Source organism: Niastella koreensis GR20-10, from assembly GCF_000246855.1.
GTDB classification, from domain to species: Bacteria; Bacteroidota; Bacteroidia; order Chitinophagales; family Chitinophagaceae; genus Niastella; species Niastella koreensis.
The window spans coordinates 8,685,320-8,704,493 of the sequence record NC_016609.1; the positions used below are offsets into that span (position 1 = coordinate 8,685,320).

Sequence of the window (19,174 nt, forward strand, 5' to 3'; positions counted from 1 at the left end):
CGATAATTAATTGTTGTTACATATGAACCATTTCCAACTGTTCAATGGCATAAAATTCCCTGTACCACCTGATGAATTCTTTTATACCCGTTTGCAGGGAAGTGGATGGCCGGTATTGAAAGTTAGCGGCGAGTTCGTTTATATCGGCCCAGGTGGTTTGCACTTCACATTTTTCGCCGGTCTTCATCTCTATTTTTGCATGCTTATCGCAATTCTTTTCTATCTCCCTGATAAAATCCATCAGCTCAACCGGGTTGTCGTTGCCGATATTATAAAGCCGATAGGGCGCTATGGAACCGGAGGGATCGGCGTACAGTGCGTTCCACTCCTTATCCGGAGTGGCTGGTTTGTCCAGTACGCGCACAATACCTTCTACAATATCATCTATGTAGGTGAAGTCCCGCTTCATTTTGCCCTCGTTGAACACGGTAATGGGTTGCCCTTTCATAATGGCGTCGGCAAAAAGGAAGTAAGCCATGTCGGGACGGCCCCAGGGCCCATATACCGTAAAAAAGCGCAAACCGGTGGTGGGCAGATTGAATAAGTAACTGTACGTATGCGCCATCAGTTCGTTCGACTTTTTGGTGGCCGCGTATAATGAAATAGGGTGGCCAATGCTTTGGTTAACCGAGAATGGCATTTGTTCATTTAACCCATACACGCTCGATGAACTTGCATACACCAGGTGTTGAATGGCATGGTGCCGGCAGGCTTCCAGCATATTGAGGAATCCCACTACGTTCGATTGAATACATACATCGGGGTTGTTGATCGAGTATCGTACGCCTGCCTGCGCCGCCAAATGAACCACCATGTCAAATTTCTCCTTTCTAAAGAGTCCCATCAGCATTTGTTTATCTTCCAGGCTCAGCTTAATAAACCTGTAATTGCCATACTTGCTGCTGCTTAACATTCTGTTCCATTCAATGCTGTTTTTGTTGATGCCATTCTCAGCTAACCGTGCATATTTTAAATTGGTATCGTAATATTCATTGATGTTATCAAGACCTACTACATGCTCTCCGCGTTCCAGCAATTTTCTGGTAAGAAAATATCCGATGAAACCGGCACTACCTGTTATCAGTATGTTCATACCCGTATTTTTTTATCTTTTTTGGGAAAATGAAAGATCTTCTGGAATTTGGATCTCTTTTCCCGGTCGCGATAAACGTTTTCGTACCCATAGCCATAACTATAGCCATACATTTTCTTCATAACGCCTCTCGATCTGATGCCGTTGAACACGATGCGTGGATTCTTCAGCGCCTTGAACTTGTTGTTATTGTCGAGTATCTGCACCATGGTTTTTGGGGTGCGGTTATGCCTGATAATAAACAGGGTGATATCGCAGAACCCGGAAAATGTATAGGAGTCTGAAACCGGGTCAATGGGAGAGGCATCCAGCACAATATAATCGAAGGTGTCGTTGAGGTAATCGATCAGGATATCGAGCCTGCCGCTCAGGATCAGTTCCCGGGAATGTTCTTCGCCCCGGCCCGCGCTCACCACATACAGATTTTTAACTTCGGTGGTTGAAATTATTTCCTCGGGTGTTTTTGCCCCATCCAAAAATTCAGCTACACCTGCCTGCTGGTCGATGCCCATGATGGCGGAGGTCCTTGGTTTCCTGATATCCAGGTCAACCAGTACTACTTTATTGCCAGCCAGTGCCAGGCTGGTGGCCAGGCTGGTGCTTATATAGGTTTTGCCTTCACCGGCAACACTGGAGGTAACCAGGATTCGTTTTATCTTGATCTCTTTTTTGCGGCCGAATAAACCGATAGAAGCCCGCAGGTGCCTGAACTGTTCGGCAACAATAGATACCCTGGAGGTGCTTTTCAGCAGGGACTCCTTGTCCTTGGTGGCGGAGATCTCTGCAATCACCGGTACACTGGTAAGCGATTCTATTTCCGACCTGAACAGGATCCTCTTGTTCATCATTTCCTTGAGGGACACAAAGCCAACGCCCAGCCCCCCAAATAGCGCAAGCGCCATAAAGTATGTAAGCAGCTTTTTGGGACTAACCGGAAGGATGGAAGAATTGGCAAAGTCAATGATCTTGCTGTCCGAAGTGGCGCTTGAACTGGCCAGGGCAGTTTGCTCACGTTTTTCGAGCAGAAAAGAATAAATCCCTTTCTTGGTCGCCTGCTCGCGGCTGATGGCCATCAATTCCCTTTCTTTTTGCGGAATGGTGCGCAGCATGGAATTATAGTCATTGCTTGTGGATGCAAGATTCCTTTTACCTGCTTCCAGGCTAATACGGTAGTTCCTTAATTTTTCAAGTACCAGTGGCCGCAGTGCTTCAATCTCTTTGGCAGCGCTAGTGGCCGCTGGATTATTTACCGTGGTGGTTTTCAACAGGGATTCATATTCAACTCTTTTGCTGTATAGTTTCGACATCAGGTCGCTTAGTATCGGGTCGGCAATGCCTAACGTAGAAGGTATAAGGTCGCCCGTGTTCGATTTTTGATTCACATAGTTTTCCATTTCATCAACGGCGGCTATCTGCATGCTCAGGTCTGCAATTTTCCGGTCATTGTCACCCACATTATCGAGGTACATTTTGCCTTGTTCGCCCAGATCAACCACGCCTTTGTCGGTCCTGAACGTTTGTACCACGCTTTCAATTGAGTCAAGCTCTCTTTCCACTTTTCCAAGCCGGACTTCAATAAAATTAAGTGTGTTGGTGGCCTGGTCCTGCTTTTCATCGATGGATTGCTGGGTATAATCGGTCAGCAATCTGTTCAGAATGTCTTCTCCCCGCTTTGGGATCTCATCACGTAGCGTAAGGTCAATGGTGCTTGACAATTTATTGGGCGAAACTACAAGGAGATTGAGGAGCAATCCCGGCACCACATCTTTGGTTTTGTTCAGATTGAAGAACAGGGGTCCAACAGGTTTTGAGGTTTGCCTTTCATTGGGCATGAATTTCACGACGCCCCAGCGTGTCTGGCACCACTCCCTAAGCGGGTATTTCTTGTTCTCGATAACTACCTCTTTCACTTTGTCTTTGTACCCATTATGGGCTACCTGCATTTCTTTGGGTGAATAATAATTCACCGCTATGGCGATATCAGTATCCCCGGTCTCCGTCAACTCGTCTGGGTTCCTTGCCACTATAGAGACCGGAGAACTGATGTAGGCGGAGGTCTCATTAAATTTCCACTGGCTGAAATCGATTCCCTCATAGATAGGCGCATATAAATGCAACTGGTTAACTACATCTGTCATCAGCGTTTTTGACTGAAGGACCTCAATTTCATTTTCAGCAATATTTTGCATAGGATAAACCTGTAGTGCTTCCATGGCGCCCGATTCATCCACACCCTTTTTATTATCTTTAACCATTACTGTGGCATAGCTTTCATATTGCTTTACCGCCACAAAGTTTATATATGCCCATGCGGCCGCCAGGCCAACAACCGTAAGTATGAGAAATAATGGCCAGTAGGGTAAATACCAGTTAATGATCAGCGAACCGATATTCTTTTCGCTTTTCGACTTTGAGTTTATATTAGTTTGCATAATTAATTTCTTGTAATGTGGTCAACCATAACAACCGATAAAGAGAGTGCAGCAAGAACAGCCGGCAGCCAGGTTTTAGCATTGCCATTGGCGTTTACTTTAGTCTTGTTAGGTTCAACGTAAACGATGTCGTTGGTTTTGAGGTTATAATAAGGCGACTTCAGGATCTCGTCATTATTCAGGTTCAGCCTTTTGGTAATTCTTTTTCCGCCTTCTTCCCTAATCAGCACTACGTTATCTCTTTTGGCATATACCGTCATGTCGCCGGCAAAACCCAGGGCTTCCAGGATGTTTATTTTTTCGTCTGGCGCATTGATCACCATGGGACGGGCTACTTCGCCCAGTACCGTTACTTTAAAATTCAGGTACCGCACGCTTACCACCGGTTGCATCAGGAATTTGTTGTCGACAAGCAGGTCGGTTATTTTATCTTTCAATTCCTTTTTGGTTAGCCCGGCAGCTTTTATGCGGCCCAACATGGGAATGTCTATATAGCCATCCTGGTCAACCAGGTATCCATAGGCCTGCGTGCTGGTGTAGCCTACTAATTGGGTGCTTACGGATATAGCTGTGTTAAAGGGCTGACTGGCTATTGCATTGGGGCTTGAGACCGTTATGCTTAGCAGGTCGTTTCTTTGAATGACTGGTTCCAGTTTATCATAAATGCTAACCTCCGAATCTTTGGCATCTTTCAGATAAACAACGCTTTTCGTACTGGCACAGGAAGAGAGCAAGAGGCTGCATACCAGCACTGCCAATGCAGTACTGTAAAAACAGTTTGGTTGGGTAACCCTGTTTTCTTTTTGAATATTCTCCGAGTTCACGATAAAATTATTGAAGTGAATAAATAGGAATGACTACGATGAAAGAAGAGATCGGTTATTCAGCGTTTACTTTTAACAACTTCAACATGTGATTTAGGTATTTCGGCTACCATTACATAGCCTAAGGAAGGTAATAACACTCTTACCGTTTTGTCAAGCACTTCAATCACTTTCCCTTCCTGCTCAATGAAGATCCCATACTTTATGCGGATGGTATCATTGATGTCCACATCCAATTTTTCCAGGCGTACATTGATGTGATCGATAAGGAAATTCCTGATCAGGTCAATTTCCGAATCCCTGATAACAGCGGGTTTGCCCATATAACTAACGTAATTGAGTACCCCTTCTGTTTGCAGTACCGGTATTCGTTCTTTATTAGTTAGTCTTACAAATACATAGCAGGTGAATAAGGGCTCCAGGATAATTTTTTTCCGGTCGCTCCACTGCCGTTCTACCCGGTTAAGCGGACAATAGTTTTCAATTTTTTTTCGAGTCAGAAGGTCCGCGACCTTTTTTTCCCACTTGGAATGGGTATACACCGCATACCAATTCTTTGCCGGTTCCATAAGTAATAATTTTGTGAAGGTTGCACGATATAAATGCGAGTAACATGCCCCTTGGGGCTCATCCTGTCCTGGCGAACGAAAGGCTTCGCCAATCACAATCCCCGTGTTACCTGGGATATAGAAATAGTTATGCTTGTTCCTTTAATAGGGAATGGTTACACGAAAGAAAACTGTCTATTACAGCATTGGGTATGTGAAAAAATGATGTGATTTGGATAGTGGACCGGTAAAGGATTATACAGAGCGAGGATATTTAATTAATACAGATGTATTGAAATAACAGTAGATATAATTTTATAACGTCACTCTATAGTGGAGAGTGAATAAAGGGCTTCGCCAATCATATTCCCATCGCCTGGAATTGATAAATTACACGTATGTATTGGTATGCGATAATGGATAAATGGATCAAACGCGGGTAGTGGAAAATATTAGCACGAAATGCGGATAATGGATGAAGATAAAATCAGTACGCAGGAAGACAGATGCTAAAATCAGACCGCTATTTTATATCAGGGATTTATTTAGAGGCACTTTTTTATTTCACATTCCATTCGACTCATCTTACAAACAGAGGTAATTATTTTCAATACTTGTGGTTATTACCAATCTCAATTTCAAAGTAAATTTAAAGGGATTTTTTCAATACTCAACCAAAAAAAATCAAGTTTAATCTGACAAATATTTTTGAATTCTCTATGCATTATCATCGCAGAAACATTAATCTACTTATTTTATGCACTGAATCAATTCGTTCAATAAATTTGATAATTGTCAACAAACAGAAATAGGCAAAAAATAATTGAGTGCTCGATAATTTAAATGAATATAATGCAAACGGCAGACGGCAAACAGAAATGAAGCCTGTTGATTTTTCTGCCTTCTGCCGTTTGCCGTCTGCCTGCTTCGTTATTCCTTCAATAACTTTTTCGTTAATGTTTTACCGTTATACACCATCTTCATTAAATAGGTACCGGCCGGAATGGAGTGTGAAGCAAAACTGGTTTGGTGGTTTCCCGCCTGCAACCAGCTGTTCACTAACACGGTTACCTGTTTTCCCGTAATGTCATATATTGCCAGCTGAGCATGGCCAGCTGCCGGCAATGAAAAGCTGATGGTAGTGCTTTCTTTGAACGGATTGGGAAAATTGGTGAGGCCGGTAGTTAAAGCGGGTGGAATGACGGCGGTAGTTTCCTGCCGCGCCGAAGTGGTGGTTATACTTAATTGCGGCGCATTGCTGCCCGTTTCTTTTGAATTCCATAATAACTGACCCTGGGTCTCCTGTTGATTTTTGAGTACAAAAGAAACCTTTGTATGGCCTGCTGCTTTTTCGCTTTGAATATAACTGGTGATATTCCAGTTGTAATACCGGGCAGTGGCATCGGTAACGGTAGCAGTGGCCAGGGCGGTTGCAGCCGAAGCTGGTTTATTATTCCAGGTGAGGGCCGATTCCGTCCAGCTGGTAGTGGAAACTGCATAAGCGCCAACTACGACATTTACGTCCCTGCTATCCTGGGTATGCCCGTTCACTTTCAATGTAGCACCGGTAACCGTTCCCGTTACGGCCGACAGATCAAAAGTTACATAAGCCTCGCGGTTATTACCGGTTTGGCCGGCAGGCGCCAGTTTGGTCACTAATTCAGCAGCGTCGGTTGAACCGAAGGTTGTATTGGCATTCGTTCCGTCCCGTACATAGGCATCCTGTTGTACGTTCAACGTAGTGGTGCCGGGATTGCCGGGATTGCTGCCAACACTGCTGGGACAAAGACTGGCGCTGCTTTCTGTAATACAGAAATCATTGAACAGTACCTGCTCGTCGCGCAGTACAGCATCCTTACCGCGGTATACGCCCCATTTGGGCCGGTTGTAGGAGCTGCCATCGCGCCACATATCGATGCTGCTGTTGGAGTAGGAAAGCAACACGGCCCCGTCGCTGATGCGGGTGAGCGTGATCTCGAACGTTCCTGCGCTGCCATCACTGCTTTTGTATTTTACATAGGCTTCCACCCAATTGCCTTTAAAGGGGGCCAGATCGGCTTCTTTAACCGTGCCCAGGCTGCCGCTCCCTTCGCCCGAGCTGTGGATGATCTGGATCTTTTCGGGGCTGCCGGCCCGGGGAGTGATGGTAATAAGCGGTGCGCCATCATCGCCATTGAACGCTTTTATCTGGAAAATATGGGTGAACCGGCTGGAAGGAATAAAACCGGCATCCAGTTTAAACTTCCAGCGATAGTAGGCCGTTTGACCCTGCGTATGCTGCATATCGGCCGGCGAGCCATCGCCGCCTTTTATTTCCATACGGGTGCGGTCTTCATTGGTGCAACGGTCGTCATCGAGCGTTGGATGACTGTGAAATACGAATACATATTTACCCAGCGTATTGTCAAAGGCCTGGGTAACGTGCGGCCCAAATGAAGGGTGCTTGCAGTCGGGGTTCTCATTCCCGAAACCTTTTGAATCTATCAGGTCATAGGCGGTGCCTGAACCGGTGGCGCTTAAAGTAACCTGTGCCTGCAATGGTGAGTTGAAAATGAATAGCAGTAAAAAACCAGCGGTTATAACAAACCGTGCAAAATGTATAAGTTTCATTTTGAATAAGGCGTTTAAGTGTAAAACAATCGTTGTTGCAGCCGGCTGTTTTTGAAGAAGGTCTTATGAAGTAACAACATTATTTTACCGGGTGTATTCCGGTTGTTAGCGGAGTAGTAAACTATTTTAGCAAAAGCAACATAGTAACGGCAACGAATAGTTATAACCATCCCGATCGCCGGAACAGGTAATAAAGAACACCGCAAATACAAAGGGTTCCAATTACAACCATCGGGTAACCATAGGTCCATTGCAGTTCAGGCATAACCCTGAAATTCATCCCGTAATACCCGGCTACCATGGTGGGTACCGCAAAAATAGCGGCCCAGGCGGCGAATTTCCTTGACGTATCGTTTTGAGAAATGGAGATCAGGGAAAAATTTGCATCCAAGGCGGTATTCAGCAACTCCCTGGTGTTATCTACGATCTCATTGATCCGCAGGGCATGGTCGTAAATGTCGCGGAAATAAGGTTGAGTTTCCGGTGAAATATATTTTATATCAAATCGCATCAGGCGGTTACAAATATCTATGAAGGGCGATACTGCCCGTTTTACTTCCAGCAGGTCTTTCTTCAACTGATATATTTGTTCCGTAGTTTCCCGGCTGGGGTTCCCCTTGAACACCTTGTCTTCAATAGCCTCCAGGGCATCTTCCAACCCCTCCACTACAGGAAAATACATGTCTACTATAAAGTCCATAATGGCATATAAAACAAATCCCTGGCCTTTGCTCAATAACTCGGGCATGGCCTCGCAGCGGGTTCTCACATCAGTATATGCTACAGATGATCCATGCCGCACCACCACGATAAAATTTGTTCCCACAAAAAAATGTGTTTCTCCAAATTGGATATGACAATCCCTGACCATGTGTACAGTTCTGAGTACAATAAAAAGTGAGTCACCGTATAATTCTATTTTGGGGCGTTGGTGTGCCCGGTGTGCATCTTCAACAGCCAGATCATGCAACCCAAATTCATTTTGTACCCGCTCCAGGATTTCTTCTGAAGGTTCATACAATCCAATCCATACAAACTGACTGGGGTCTTTCAGTATTTCATGAATTTTATCCAGGTCAATATCTACAGTTTTGTGGCCGATTGAGTAGGCTGCACAATTGACGATCTCTTTCATAAACATATATTTTGAAAGTGGCATTAATATATGTACCTGAAAGTTCGTAAATAAGCGGTAAATCTCAATGAAAACAGGCGGCGGACATTGGTATGCCGGCAATGGGAAAAAATAGCAACAGTTTGTTGCTGTGTGCTAAGGAATTAAAGAACTAATTTTGCTTTTTAATTATTGATCGATGCCAAAGAACCCTTACCTGTCATTGTTGAAAACAGCCTGGACCTATGCCCGGCAGGAACGAAAGAAGTATATTCTGATCTATGCGATGTTCATCCTGGCTAATTTCATTTCTGCGTTGGGTCCCGTCTGGCTGGGGTGGTTTGTGAATAAGATCCAGCACGATACGCAACGGGTATGGCATTATACGCTGTTATATGTAGCAGGTTATTTCGCCATTCGGTTTTTTGAATGGAGCCTGCATGGGCCGGCGCGCATTATGGAGCGTAACCTGGCCTTTAATATGAGCCGCAATTTCCTGCAGGAAAAATACCACCAGGTGCTGCATTTGCCTGCCAAATGGCACCAGGACCATCACAGCGGTTCTACCATCAACCGCATTCGAAAAGCCTATGAGGCGCTGCGGCAGTTTTTCGATCAGGGGTTTATGTATTTATACACCCTCACCAAATTCTTTTTCTCCGTAATCGCCATGTTGTATTTCTCCCCGCTGTTCGGGGGCATTGCGGTTTTAATGGGTGTGCTGGATATCATCATCATCCGCCGTTTTGATAAACCCTTTATCAAAACACTCGACCAGGTAAATGAAAAGGAGCATGTGGTGTCTTCCACGTTGTTCGATACGCTTTCCAACATCATGACCGTAATAACCCTGCGGCTGGAAAAAAGTATGGAGTCGGGGTTGTTGCATAAGGTACAACAGATAAGGGCGCCCTTCAGCAAAAATGCCCTTATCAACGAATGGAAATGGTATGTGGCCGATATGCTGCTGGCGCTTATTTACTGTGTGGTAGTAGGTGGTTTTGTATACCAGAACTGGCAGCCGGGTCAAACCTTTTATATTGCCGGGCTGGTTACCTTACTGGGTTATGTGACCCAGTTCACCGGTGTGTTTCAGAATGTTGCCTGGCAGTATACCGAGGTGATGCAGTACAATACGTATATTCAAACAGCCAGTAATATAAGTGAAGCCTATGCGCAGCAGCACCGGCCCGAAGAACCGAACGAATTACCTGTTAACTGGAAGGAGATCCGGATCAATCAACTGAGTTTTTCGCACCGGGCAACTTACAATGAAAGCTATACGCCGAGCAGCCTGCACCAGTTGAACCTGCGCATCAGGCGGGGCGAAAAAATTGCCCTGATAGGGGAGAGCGGTAGCGGAAAAAGCACCCTTCTCTCCATCCTGCGTGGTTTGTATATGGCAGAACCGGGTGTGGAAGTATCGGTAGATGGAACGCCATTTGAAATTGATTCCCTCAATGAATCGGTAACGCTGTTTCCGCAGGAACCCGAGATATTTGAAAATACCATTGCTTATAATATCACGCTGGGTTTGCCTTTCCCGGAGGAAGAGATCATGCAGGTATGTGAAAGCGCGCACTTTACCGATGTGATAATGCAATTGCCCGAAAAGCTGGCTTCCGATATCAGGGAGAAAGGCGTGAATTTATCTGGCGGACAAAAGCAACGCCTTGCATTGGCCCGGGGTATTTTGGCCGCGCGGGAAAGCGAAGTGATTCTGTTAGATGAACCTACCAGCAGCGTGGACCCCAAAACAGAAGCCATGATCTATGAAAAACTGTTTACCGCTTTTGCCGATAAGGCCATTGTATCTTCTATGCACCGCCTTCATTTACTAACCCAGTTCGATTATATCTATGTATTGCACCAGGGCAGAATTGTGGCCGAAGGCAATTTTGAGCACCTGCGAAATACCAGCGCTGCCTTCCAGGAATTGTGGCGGCACCAGCAGGAGACCGGGATAAGGGAGTAAAATTTAGAAATCATTAAGAATTATCCCGGCCGTCAAATTATCGCAAAGTGATAGATTTGATAAGCCCTATCAGGTGCATTATTAATAAAAATAATTTGACTTGACCTTTTCAGATCTCAACATAGAATCGGAGTTAATTCCATTCTTCGATATTTCACTGAACCGTCATTCCCATGAAGCGTTAGCCATGCTTTTTCACACCCTGCCCCAATCAAGGGAGGAGGCGTTGGAGCGGCAACAGGTAATCAAAGGTTTCACCGCCAACATGGGTAAAATAAAAAACCTGCAATCTTATAAAAGAGATCTTGAAGAAGGATATGATTGCTGTTGCAGCCTGGAAAGCATGCTTCCGGATGCTAAGAATAATTTGCGGGAATTAAAGCTGGTCTTACTTGTCTCCAGGAAAAAAAGGGAACAATTGCTTGTTTAGCGGAACGAATATCGATGATGCGTTGAATATTCTTACACTCACACTTAATGGACTTAAAAAATTTACCCGGTCTTATTTTTTGTTGTCTACTCATTTTTATAAACTAAAAGAATTGCATCCGGGCGAAATGGAGCATGCTGCATTTTATTATATCGATTCCTTGCTGGAGGATGGGAAGCCCAAATTTACCTACCAGTTGAAAGAGGGTTGGTCGGATGTAAAATTTGGTACTATATTATTTGAAAGGGAGGGCCTTGTGCAGTTGCTTACCTGAAAACAGGAAGGGGCGTAAGATTAATAGGGTTTTTTAGCATCAAATTCTTGCTTTATGCGATGCTTCTGCTTCAATCTCAGGTATTTCAATAGAAGGTAAGTTACTAACGGTGTTGATGATCGTCTTATACTACCGCCTTCTCTCCCGGGCATTGATCGTTCTCTTTTTCCCTGTATCTATATCTGCCGAATCGAGAATGGTAAACTGTTTAGTAAAGGAACCATAATAGATTCTCGAAACGGGTACCTCAACAGGTAAGGATGCCAGTAATATGCCATCCCTTTTCACTACATCGATATGATCGGCTGCTACTGCATAAGACCGGTGTACACGTAGAAATTTACCTTCTGGCAACAGTTTCATTGCCTCAACCAATGAAATGCGTGCAATGTATGATCCGTTGGCGGTATACAGTTTGGTGTAATTTTTTTTCGCCTCCAGGTAAATGATCTCTTCGAGGTTTATTTTTTTCAGCTGCCTGTCCTGTCTGAAAAAGAATGCCTTTTTGTACATGATACACAGTTAAGGGTTAATTGATTAATAAGTATCTGATTAACGAATATACTATTTGTAAACCATGTGTGAACCTGGCCTCATCCATGTGTGATCCATGTGTCAAAACTGCTGTTTCCCTAATGAAACACACATGTTTCACACATGGTTGACACATGGTTTAGCCGGTTTTTATCCATCTGTACACTCTTTTTCGCTTTTCAAATGTCATTCGTCCCAGGTATGGTATGTTTTCGTCCCAGGTTTTTGGCCACCTCGTCCTCTAAAAAAAGGCTCCTGCCTATAACAAATGTCATTCGTCCCAGGTTTGTTCGAAGCCCGTCCCAGGTATAGCCGAAGCCCATTCCATTTCTCCGGAAACCCCCATTTTTTGATCATACTTTTGTTTTGTCAAACGATGCTGATGAATCATCGCTTAATGCCAAACGAGAGGAGCGACTTGAATGGCATTGTTCTTCAGCGATCATTGACAGGGTTCTAAACAAGATTCGTAAACGCCTAAAAATTCTCTATATGGCGAAGGTCAAAGACAACTTGCTCGTCCGCGGTGCAAGTGGCAACGTAGGTAAACAATTTGTTTACCGCAAACGCGGAAAAGACACTTTCATAACCCGTATGCCTGAAACCAATAAAAATGCCAAGCCTACCGAACAACAGGAAAAGGTACGTGAGCAGTTTCTCGCAGCTTCAGGATACGCTACAAGCGCTATTGCTGATCCGAAGATCAAGGCTCAGTATCAGAAAAAGGCAAAGGCGAAATCAGGTATTACTGCTTATAACGTCGCCTTCAGAGACTTCCTGAAAGCACCGGTGGTTAAAAAGACCGGTACCGAAAAGTACAACGGTACAACCGGTTCCCAGATCGTTATAACTGCAATAGATGATTTCAGGGTTATTGAAGTTACTGTGAGTATTAAAACCGCCGCAGGGGTATTGGTGGAGGAAGGCAGTGCCATCCTGAACCCGCTGCACAGGGATGAATGGATCTACACAGCTACGCAAAACAATGCGGCGCTAACCGGTAGTGTCATTCTTGCCACAGCGAAAGACCTGCCCGGTAACAAGGGCACGATGGAAACTACTCTGTAGCGCCACACATATCACAATTGTCCGCCTTTGGCGGATTGCTCGGTCCTCTCCCGGCTTAGCCGGGAGGGGACCGTTTTTTTCCCGTTAACTTTTTGGTTCAGGAATATGTATTTACGTAAGTTCATGCATCAACCTCTAAAGCCAGCTATGAGAACTGTATACTCGATCGTTTTTTCGCTGATAACTCTTTCCTGCTTTTCCCAGGAAGGTCAAACGGCCGTATGGCAGCAAATCGAGTTGTCCATGCGCACAAAGGATAGCCTGAATGCCACCGGCAACCGCCTGGAACAATTAAAACAGGATGCCATTAAAAATAACGATGCGGCTAACATTGCCAGGGCCTACTGCTATCTCATGCTGCTGAAGGACCAAAGAACGGAAGACAGCCTGTATTTCCGCAACTCCGCCTTTATTGACAGTATTCTTTTGTCGCGGACAGATACCACGTTGAAGGCGATGATGCATTACCTGCAGGCGCAACGCCTGTGGAAGTTCAGCAGAATGTACCTGAAGTTCAACCGGGCCACTTATGAAAAAAAGGACCTGCCGGTAAATTATGGAGCATTAAACCGTAATGAGCTTGACAGCCTGATCAATTTTCATTTTGACCAGGCTATAGCTATTGCAACGTATTTACAGCAAACCGGCCAGGAGCCGCCCCTGGAAAAAATGCTATGGCTTTCTTCTACGCCTGCTTCTTTCTTGTATAGCCCTTTACTTACTGATATTATCTATGCTGAGCAGATCATTTGCAACCGGGCTGCAGAAGCATTCTCCCCCCATAACTACAAGGTCGGCGCCTGGCTATCTCTTCCCGGCCATGCCTTTATGGATACGATCCAGGCAGTGATAGGCAGGCAGGTTTTTAAAGACCGGGTGCTTTCCCACTATTTCAAATGGATAGAACAAACTGCCAGCAGAAAGAATGTACAGTCGTTCATAGAATTTTCTGTAAGGCAGTACCTGTACCAACAACGGGAGTATGAAAATGATCTTGCTTTACAGAAAACCTGGGAGACCGGGTTAAATGAAATTTCCCATTCTGAATACCCTGAAACAAAGGCTGCGGCTATTTTCGATCTTTGTTTATTATACAAACAGTGGGCAGAAAAATATCCCGCCCAATTAGGTGTTTATGACAGACGGCCCTACGACACGGCCTTCCAGTTCTATTATGTAAAAGCAATACATCTATATGAAAATAATAAAGCTTTGTTCGAATGCTACAGCAACCTGAAAGCGCAGCTCGATGAATTGTACGATCTGCGCAATCCTTTTGTTCAGGTAAATATGAAGTATGAAAATGTACCGGTAAGGCCCATCCTGGTCCGCCTGGAATATAAAAACACACCTCAGTTCTTTTACCGGATTGTGCGGATGGACCTTAATGAAAGGATTGATGAAAAGAAGGGCGGAGCTGCATTTGCAGGACGGCCCATTTACCGTGCGCAAACGATAGCGCTTCCCTTACCCGAAGATTATAACCTGCACCGCACTTTCCTTAAAATAGATCCCTTACCTGTTGGCCGTTATTGTTTACTGTTTTCTTATGATTCATCCTTCGTGGACACACTGGTGAGCTGCCAGCCTTTTTTAGTGACCAGCCTGGCCGTCATCAACTCAAATGAAAGGGTGTATGTGCTGAACAGATTTACGGGAATGCCGGTGCCTGGCGCAAAAGTGAATGCTTCTTATGTTGATTCAAAAGACACCCTGTATGTTGCTTATACAGCCAATTCAAAAGGCGCAGTGATATTACCCAAGAAAGAAAACTATACCTTACTTATTTCTCATAAGGGCGACAGTTTGCCGGAAAGCGCCAATGTAGAGAAGGAAGAGATTGCAGAGGATGTGTACACGAAAAAAGAGTACGACGACCTGGTTGACTATTATGATGATAAGATCAGAGTAGAGATCTTTACCGACCGGAGTATTTACCGCCCGGGACAAACCGTTTTTTTTAAGGCTGTCTTTCTCACTAAAAATCCAAAGACGGGTGAAGCGTGCCTGCTGAATGAGACCAATTTAAAACGGGGGCTAAACAACTGGCTGAAAAAATGGATAAAAGCGGAGGAGCCGGAACTTACTTTGGAAGACCCTTTTGGGAGAACGGTAGACAGTTTACTGATCCATCCGGATAGCTATGGTGCCGTATCGGGTTCTTTCATCCTGCCCCGGAACGCACCTACCGGTAGATGGCAAATAGAACCCGATTATTTTGATGAAGGAACCAATAGTGGGTCCTTCCAGGTGGAAGAATATAAGCGGCCCACATTTGAATTGACCGTTTCCCCGCCGGAAAAAAACTGCCGGTTTGGCGATACGCTTTCCTTTGTCCTGAAACTGAGATCATTTTCAGGAAGCACCCTTAATAACATCCCGGTAAAATATTCTATTGAAAGATCCGGTGGTGATGAAATAAGGAATATAAGGGATACTATAGCCTATACTGATGCCCAGGGCAGGCTGATCATTCCAATCATAGACACGGCAGGATACAACATAGATAAACGGAAAGACATTGCATTCACCTACGAGCTGGAGGCCTCGGCAACGGATGTTACCGGTGAAACGCATGAGGTAAGTGGCAGCCTGCGGGTGGCCACCAGGCCGGTAAAGATCAGGATCCCACTCAATACCGCCATTAATAAAAATGATCTGCGGCCTTTATTGTTCAATACCAAAGATGTAAATGGGCTGGAGATCAATTCCATCCTGAAAGCAAAGTTATACCGCATCGTAAACGGGGATAAAAAAAATGATAAGGATTATTCCGGGTATACCGATCAGTGGTTATACGATCGCAATGAGCTGGCAGGCTGGTTTAGGGATGTGCAATTCCATGCTTCCCCAAAAGAACAGGAAGAACTGGTGTTTGAGACGACTATCAACACCGCTAAAAGCGATAAATTCCGCTGGCCGGTTGACCTGCTTGCCACCGGTAACTATCGCCTGGAAGTGACCGCCATGGAAGACAGCATACTCACGGGAACAGCTTCTAAACTTTTTTCTGTTTTTGAACCAGGTACCCAACTGCCTGCGGGCGATCATCTTTTTTTTCAGCTTTCCGGCAATTATTTGAAGAGGGGAGATACGTTGACGTTGTTTAGCGGAACCGACAGGGACAGCGCTTACCGCATCATTCAACTAAAATACTATTCGCTGAAAGGAGGGAAGAAAACTCTGCAAAACCGCTTTACAGAAGGCTTGGAGACAAAAGGCATTAAGCAATGGACCTTGAAATTGCCTGACGATGTTACTGACCGCTTACAGATAAGCGAAGTGTATGTGGCGGGAAACGAGGTATACCATCATGATGAAAACGTGATTATTGCAACTGATGCCTCAGCGCCAAAGATCATTGTAGAAAAATTCCGGAGCACACTTACACCCGGCGCCCAAACCACCTATGCTGTTTCCATCAAAACCAACGACAAGGCTACAGCGGCCCAATTGATGACGGTGATCTATGATGCCGCCCTCGATAAATTAGCGGAGCATCACTGGGAGATCCCGGCTGGTGAACGGAGCCGTTCTCTTCGCAGTGATTGGACGAGTGGCATTTCCTATGAAGTAAGTAAACACTCCCTGCTTACAAAAAAGCCTGAAGAACTTGTAATGCAATTGATGGGGCGGGCGCCGGGGTTGATGGTAACAAACGCTACCGGTCTCAATGATGTAATTGTGGTAGGTTATGGAGGGGAGACAACCAACAGATACATGACAAGTAGTATGTCTGCCATTAACATCCGGGGGTTAAATGGTATCCGGTTAGAAGATTATAAACTGCCGTTGGTTGTGCTGGATGGAGTACCCTATACCGGAGAGCTGTCTTCATTAAACGTAAAAGAAATTACGGAGATCATGGTGCTGAAAGACGCCGATGCCACCGCTATCTATGGTGCGCGGGGAGCTGGTGGTGTATTGCTGATCAGTACAAAGGGTGAAATAAAATTACCGGTTGTAAAAAAGGAACCGGTATTGAAGGTGCGCAATAACTTTAATGAAACGGCCTTTTTTGCACCGGCCATTTATGCCGGTAAAGATGGGTTGTATACATTCACCTTCACTACTGCGGAAAGCCTTACCGAATGGAGCTGGAAACTGCTGGCCCATACCCGGGAGCTGCAGTTTGCGTATGCCGAAAAAAAGCTGGTGACTCAACTGCCTTTGATGATACAACCGCAATTACCTACACATCTTTACCAGGGCGACCGCATCATTATTAAAAGCCGGATTACCAATCTGGATACCCTGCGGGTAACAGGAATGGCGCAGTGTAAAATAGAAGATGCAGTTACCGGTAGCGCCCTTACCCCGCTGCTGGTAACAAAACCAGAAGTTGCTTTTGAGGCCGGCGCCCAATCCAATGCAGTGGCCGCTTTTGAGTTGAAAGTGCCCGAGACCTTACTGCATCCCATTAGGATCAGCCTTACGGCAAAAACCGGGGAGTATGCAGATGGCGAAGAACACGAACTACCCATTCTTTCCAGGAAAATTCTGGTGAAACAAAACCAGGCAATTGTGTTGAAGGGAAGAGAAATGACAATATCCCGGCCAGCCATAAACAATTTATATGGGGTAGAATTATCAGTTCCCGAAAAGCCGCAGGCTGCCCTGTTATATTCACTGCCGTTTTTGGCCAACTATTCCTACAACTGTGCGGAACAGTTATTTAACCGGATGTATGCACATGTGACCGCCCTGCAATTGATGCGGAAAGATACTGTCTTAAGAGAGTTATACCACGCAACTATTCGCTCAGCCAATACACCTGCTGAACGCCCCATTACTGCGCTGGCTCAGGAAACCATGCCCTGGTTAACTTCAGGTAACAAGGCTGCCAAAGATCAGGCAGCGTTGCTGGAGATCCTGGATACGCTCAGGGCAAAAGAAAAGATCAGGGATTACCTGGAGAAGATCAGGAAGTGTCAGAATAGCGATGGCGGCATGAGCTGGTTCCCGGGCGGACAATCAGATGCCGGGATCTCCTTTTATCTGCTGGCACGCTTTGGTGCACTGTACAGGGCGGGTGTATCGCAGCTATTCCCGGAGATGGAAGTGCCCATCAATAATTTGATCCATTATTGTAACAACAAGCTATTCGAAGAGAAGGATCCTAATCATCTTCCCTCCGTTTATTATTATTATGCACTCAGTTTCTGGACTCAGCATTATACGTTGGATAGTTCCCAGGCAGTTATGAGGCAATCTCATTTCGGGCGGTACTGGAAAGAACAGTATATGCTTTCTTTAAAAGACCAGGCTTTACTTTGTGTTGCCACCATACGGTATTTCCACGATAACCTGTATCAAAAGGCAGTAGAAATTTTGGAGTCTATAAAGGAACGTGCTATTGCAGATCCCGTGAATGGTACCCGCTGGAAGGAATTGGCTGAAAGCGAGGACATAGGTGCTACCAGCGAAGAAACGATTGCCTACCTGTTTGAAGCTTATAGCGAAGCAGGAGATAGGGAAGGCGTGCAACCCCATGTTGTGCAATGGCTGCTTACCAATAAGCAGCAGCACCAATGGAGTACAACTACCGGTACGGCAGCTATTATTTCGGTTTTATTGCAACAAAAAGGTTCAGCTGCCGGAACTACTAACGCAGTAAAAGCCTTGTGGCCTGATACCACTTTAAAAGTAGCTGACGGACTCCTGGATGGCAGCCGGATAGCTTTTCATGAAGCAAAGGCATTTTCTCCTTTGGTTATTCAAAAGGCAACCGACTCGCCGGTAAGCATAAATCTGGGCTGGTATTATTTTGCAGAACCGGATAGTGTGGCCGGTTTAAGTAACGGAGTGCGCATCCAAAAAACAATTTCCCGCTACAATGAAAAAGCAAAAAGCTGGGAAAAAGCAGGGGAAACAAATGTACTGCAATTGGGAGAAAAGATCAGGATAACCATCAGCATCGAAACGGCAAAGGCTTTACGTTATGTATTCATCAACGACCAGAAAGCGGCAGCATTTGAATCAACTGTTTATCAAAGCGGCTATCATTGGGGAAGCGACTTCACCTATTATGAATCAATCCGTGATGCCGGCCGGCAATTCTTCGCCGATCTTATTCCATCCGGCAGAACACAAATTGAATACGAAATGACGGTAGCCCATGAAGGCAGCTTTAATTCGGGGTTAACTTCGCTGGAATGTATGTATCGCCCTGAAATATCAGCGTACGGTAATGTACAAAAGATATCGGCAGGAGATTAACCCGTTCCCTGCAATAAAAAAAGCCCCCCGACAGTACGTCGGGGGGCTTTTCT

12 protein-coding genes are annotated in these 19,174 nt (G+C 45.2%); 5 read left to right on the plus strand and 7 right to left on the minus strand.

From position 1 onward, the window contains the following. Positions 1-16: 16 nt before the first annotated feature. The 6 genes from NIAKO_RS34985 to corA form a co-directional block, all read right to left on the minus strand. Entirely contained in the window at positions 17-1,093 is a 1,077-nt protein-coding gene (locus tag NIAKO_RS34985; protein ID WP_014223241.1) for an NAD-dependent epimerase, read from the minus strand. Further along, positions 1,090-3,525 carry a GumC family protein gene (locus NIAKO_RS34990; protein ID WP_014223242.1) on the minus strand — a complete coding sequence of 812 codons (2,436 nt, stop codon included), beginning with the start codon at positions 3,523-3,525 and terminating at the stop codon, positions 1,090-1,092. Before NIAKO_RS34990 ends, NIAKO_RS34985 begins: the two co-directional genes overlap by 4 nt. Positions 3,526-3,527: 2 nt before the next feature. Then, on the minus strand, positions 3,528-4,349 hold the full coding sequence (locus NIAKO_RS34995; RefSeq protein WP_014223243.1) for a polysaccharide biosynthesis/export family protein: 822 nt from the start codon (positions 4,347-4,349) through the stop codon (positions 3,528-3,530). Between the two features lie 59 nt (positions 4,350-4,408). Beyond that, positions 4,409-4,918 (minus strand): UpxY family transcription antiterminator, encoded by a 510-nt coding sequence (locus NIAKO_RS35000; protein WP_014223244.1) that lies wholly within the window; start codon positions 4,916-4,918, stop codon positions 4,409-4,411. Between the two features lie 909 nt (positions 4,919-5,827). Next, a complete protein-coding gene (locus NIAKO_RS37490; RefSeq protein WP_014223245.1) occupies positions 5,828-7,507 on the minus strand; it encodes a CBM96 family carbohydrate-binding protein in 1,680 nt (559 codons plus the stop codon). Between the two features lie 160 nt (positions 7,508-7,667). Beyond that, positions 7,668-8,642 carry a magnesium/cobalt transporter CorA gene (gene corA / locus NIAKO_RS35015; RefSeq protein ID WP_014223246.1) on the minus strand — a complete coding sequence of 325 codons (975 nt, stop codon included), beginning with the start codon at positions 8,640-8,642 and terminating at the stop codon, positions 7,668-7,670. 178 nt (positions 8,643-8,820) lie between these two features. Here corA and NIAKO_RS35020 point away from each other — a divergent pair, with 178 nt between their 5' ends. The 3 genes from NIAKO_RS35020 to NIAKO_RS35030 all read left to right on the plus strand — a co-directional run bounded on the left by NIAKO_RS35020 (position 8,821) and on the right by NIAKO_RS35030 (position 11,300). Further along, the gene (locus NIAKO_RS35020) at positions 8,821-10,596 is read left to right on the plus strand and encodes an ABC transporter ATP-binding protein (RefSeq protein ID WP_014223247.1); all 1,776 of its coding nucleotides are present in this window, start codon (positions 8,821-8,823) and stop codon (positions 10,594-10,596) included. Positions 10,597-10,696: 100 nt separating this feature from the next. Beyond that, a complete protein-coding gene (locus tag NIAKO_RS35025) occupies positions 10,697-11,026 on the plus strand; it encodes a hypothetical protein (protein WP_014223248.1) in 330 nt (109 codons plus the stop codon). Beyond that, on the plus strand, positions 11,019-11,300 hold the full coding sequence (locus NIAKO_RS35030) for a P-loop NTPase family protein (RefSeq protein WP_041347652.1): 282 nt from the start codon (positions 11,019-11,021) through the stop codon (positions 11,298-11,300). The genes NIAKO_RS35025 and NIAKO_RS35030 overlap by 8 nt, the downstream gene beginning before the upstream one ends. Before the next feature lie 129 nt (positions 11,301-11,429). Here the strand turns inward: NIAKO_RS35030 and NIAKO_RS37495 are convergent, their stop codons facing one another. Beyond that, positions 11,430-11,813, minus strand: a complete 384-nt coding sequence (locus NIAKO_RS37495; protein ID WP_014223249.1) for a LytR/AlgR family response regulator transcription factor — start codon at positions 11,811-11,813, stop codon at positions 11,430-11,432. A 513-nt stretch (positions 11,814-12,326) separates the two neighbouring features. On the opposite strand from NIAKO_RS37495, the gene NIAKO_RS35040 reads away from it, so the two are divergent. Together NIAKO_RS35040 and NIAKO_RS35045 are read left to right on the plus strand one after the other, a co-directional pair. Then, positions 12,327-12,902: a hypothetical protein gene (locus NIAKO_RS35040; RefSeq protein WP_014223250.1), complete on the plus strand. Its 576-nt coding sequence runs from the start codon at positions 12,327-12,329 to the stop codon at positions 12,900-12,902. Between the two features lie 147 nt (positions 12,903-13,049). Then, positions 13,050-19,121, plus strand: coding sequence for an alpha-2-macroglobulin family protein (locus tag NIAKO_RS35045; RefSeq protein ID WP_014223251.1), 6,072 nt, complete (start codon positions 13,050-13,052; stop codon positions 19,119-19,121). Positions 19,122-19,174 lie beyond the last annotated feature (53 nt).

Coding starts and splice junctions, on each gene's coding strand:
- NIAKO_RS35000 (WP_014223244.1), bottom strand. CDS start 4,918: ATGGAACCGGCAAAGAATTGGTATGCGGTGTATACCCATTCCAAGTGG.
- NIAKO_RS34985 (WP_014223241.1), bottom strand. CDS start 1,093: ATGAACATACTGATAACAGGTAGTGCCGGTTTCATCGGATATTTTCTT.
- corA (WP_014223246.1), bottom strand. CDS start 8,642: ATGAAAGAGATCGTCAATTGTGCAGCCTACTCAATCGGCCACAAAACT.
- NIAKO_RS37495 (WP_014223249.1), bottom strand. CDS start 11,813: ATGTACAAAAAGGCATTCTTTTTCAGACAGGACAGGCAGCTGAAAAAA.
- NIAKO_RS35045 (WP_014223251.1), top strand. CDS start 13,050: ATGAGAACTGTATACTCGATCGTTTTTTCGCTGATAACTCTTTCCTGC.
- NIAKO_RS34990 (WP_014223242.1), bottom strand. CDS start 3,525: ATGCAAACTAATATAAACTCAAAGTCGAAAAGCGAAAAGAATATCGGT.
- NIAKO_RS35040 (WP_014223250.1), top strand. CDS start 12,327: ATGGCGAAGGTCAAAGACAACTTGCTCGTCCGCGGTGCAAGTGGCAAC.
- NIAKO_RS37490 (WP_014223245.1), bottom strand. CDS start 7,507: ATGAAACTTATACATTTTGCACGGTTTGTTATAACCGCTGGTTTTTTA.
- NIAKO_RS35020 (WP_014223247.1), top strand. CDS start 8,821: ATGCCAAAGAACCCTTACCTGTCATTGTTGAAAACAGCCTGGACCTAT.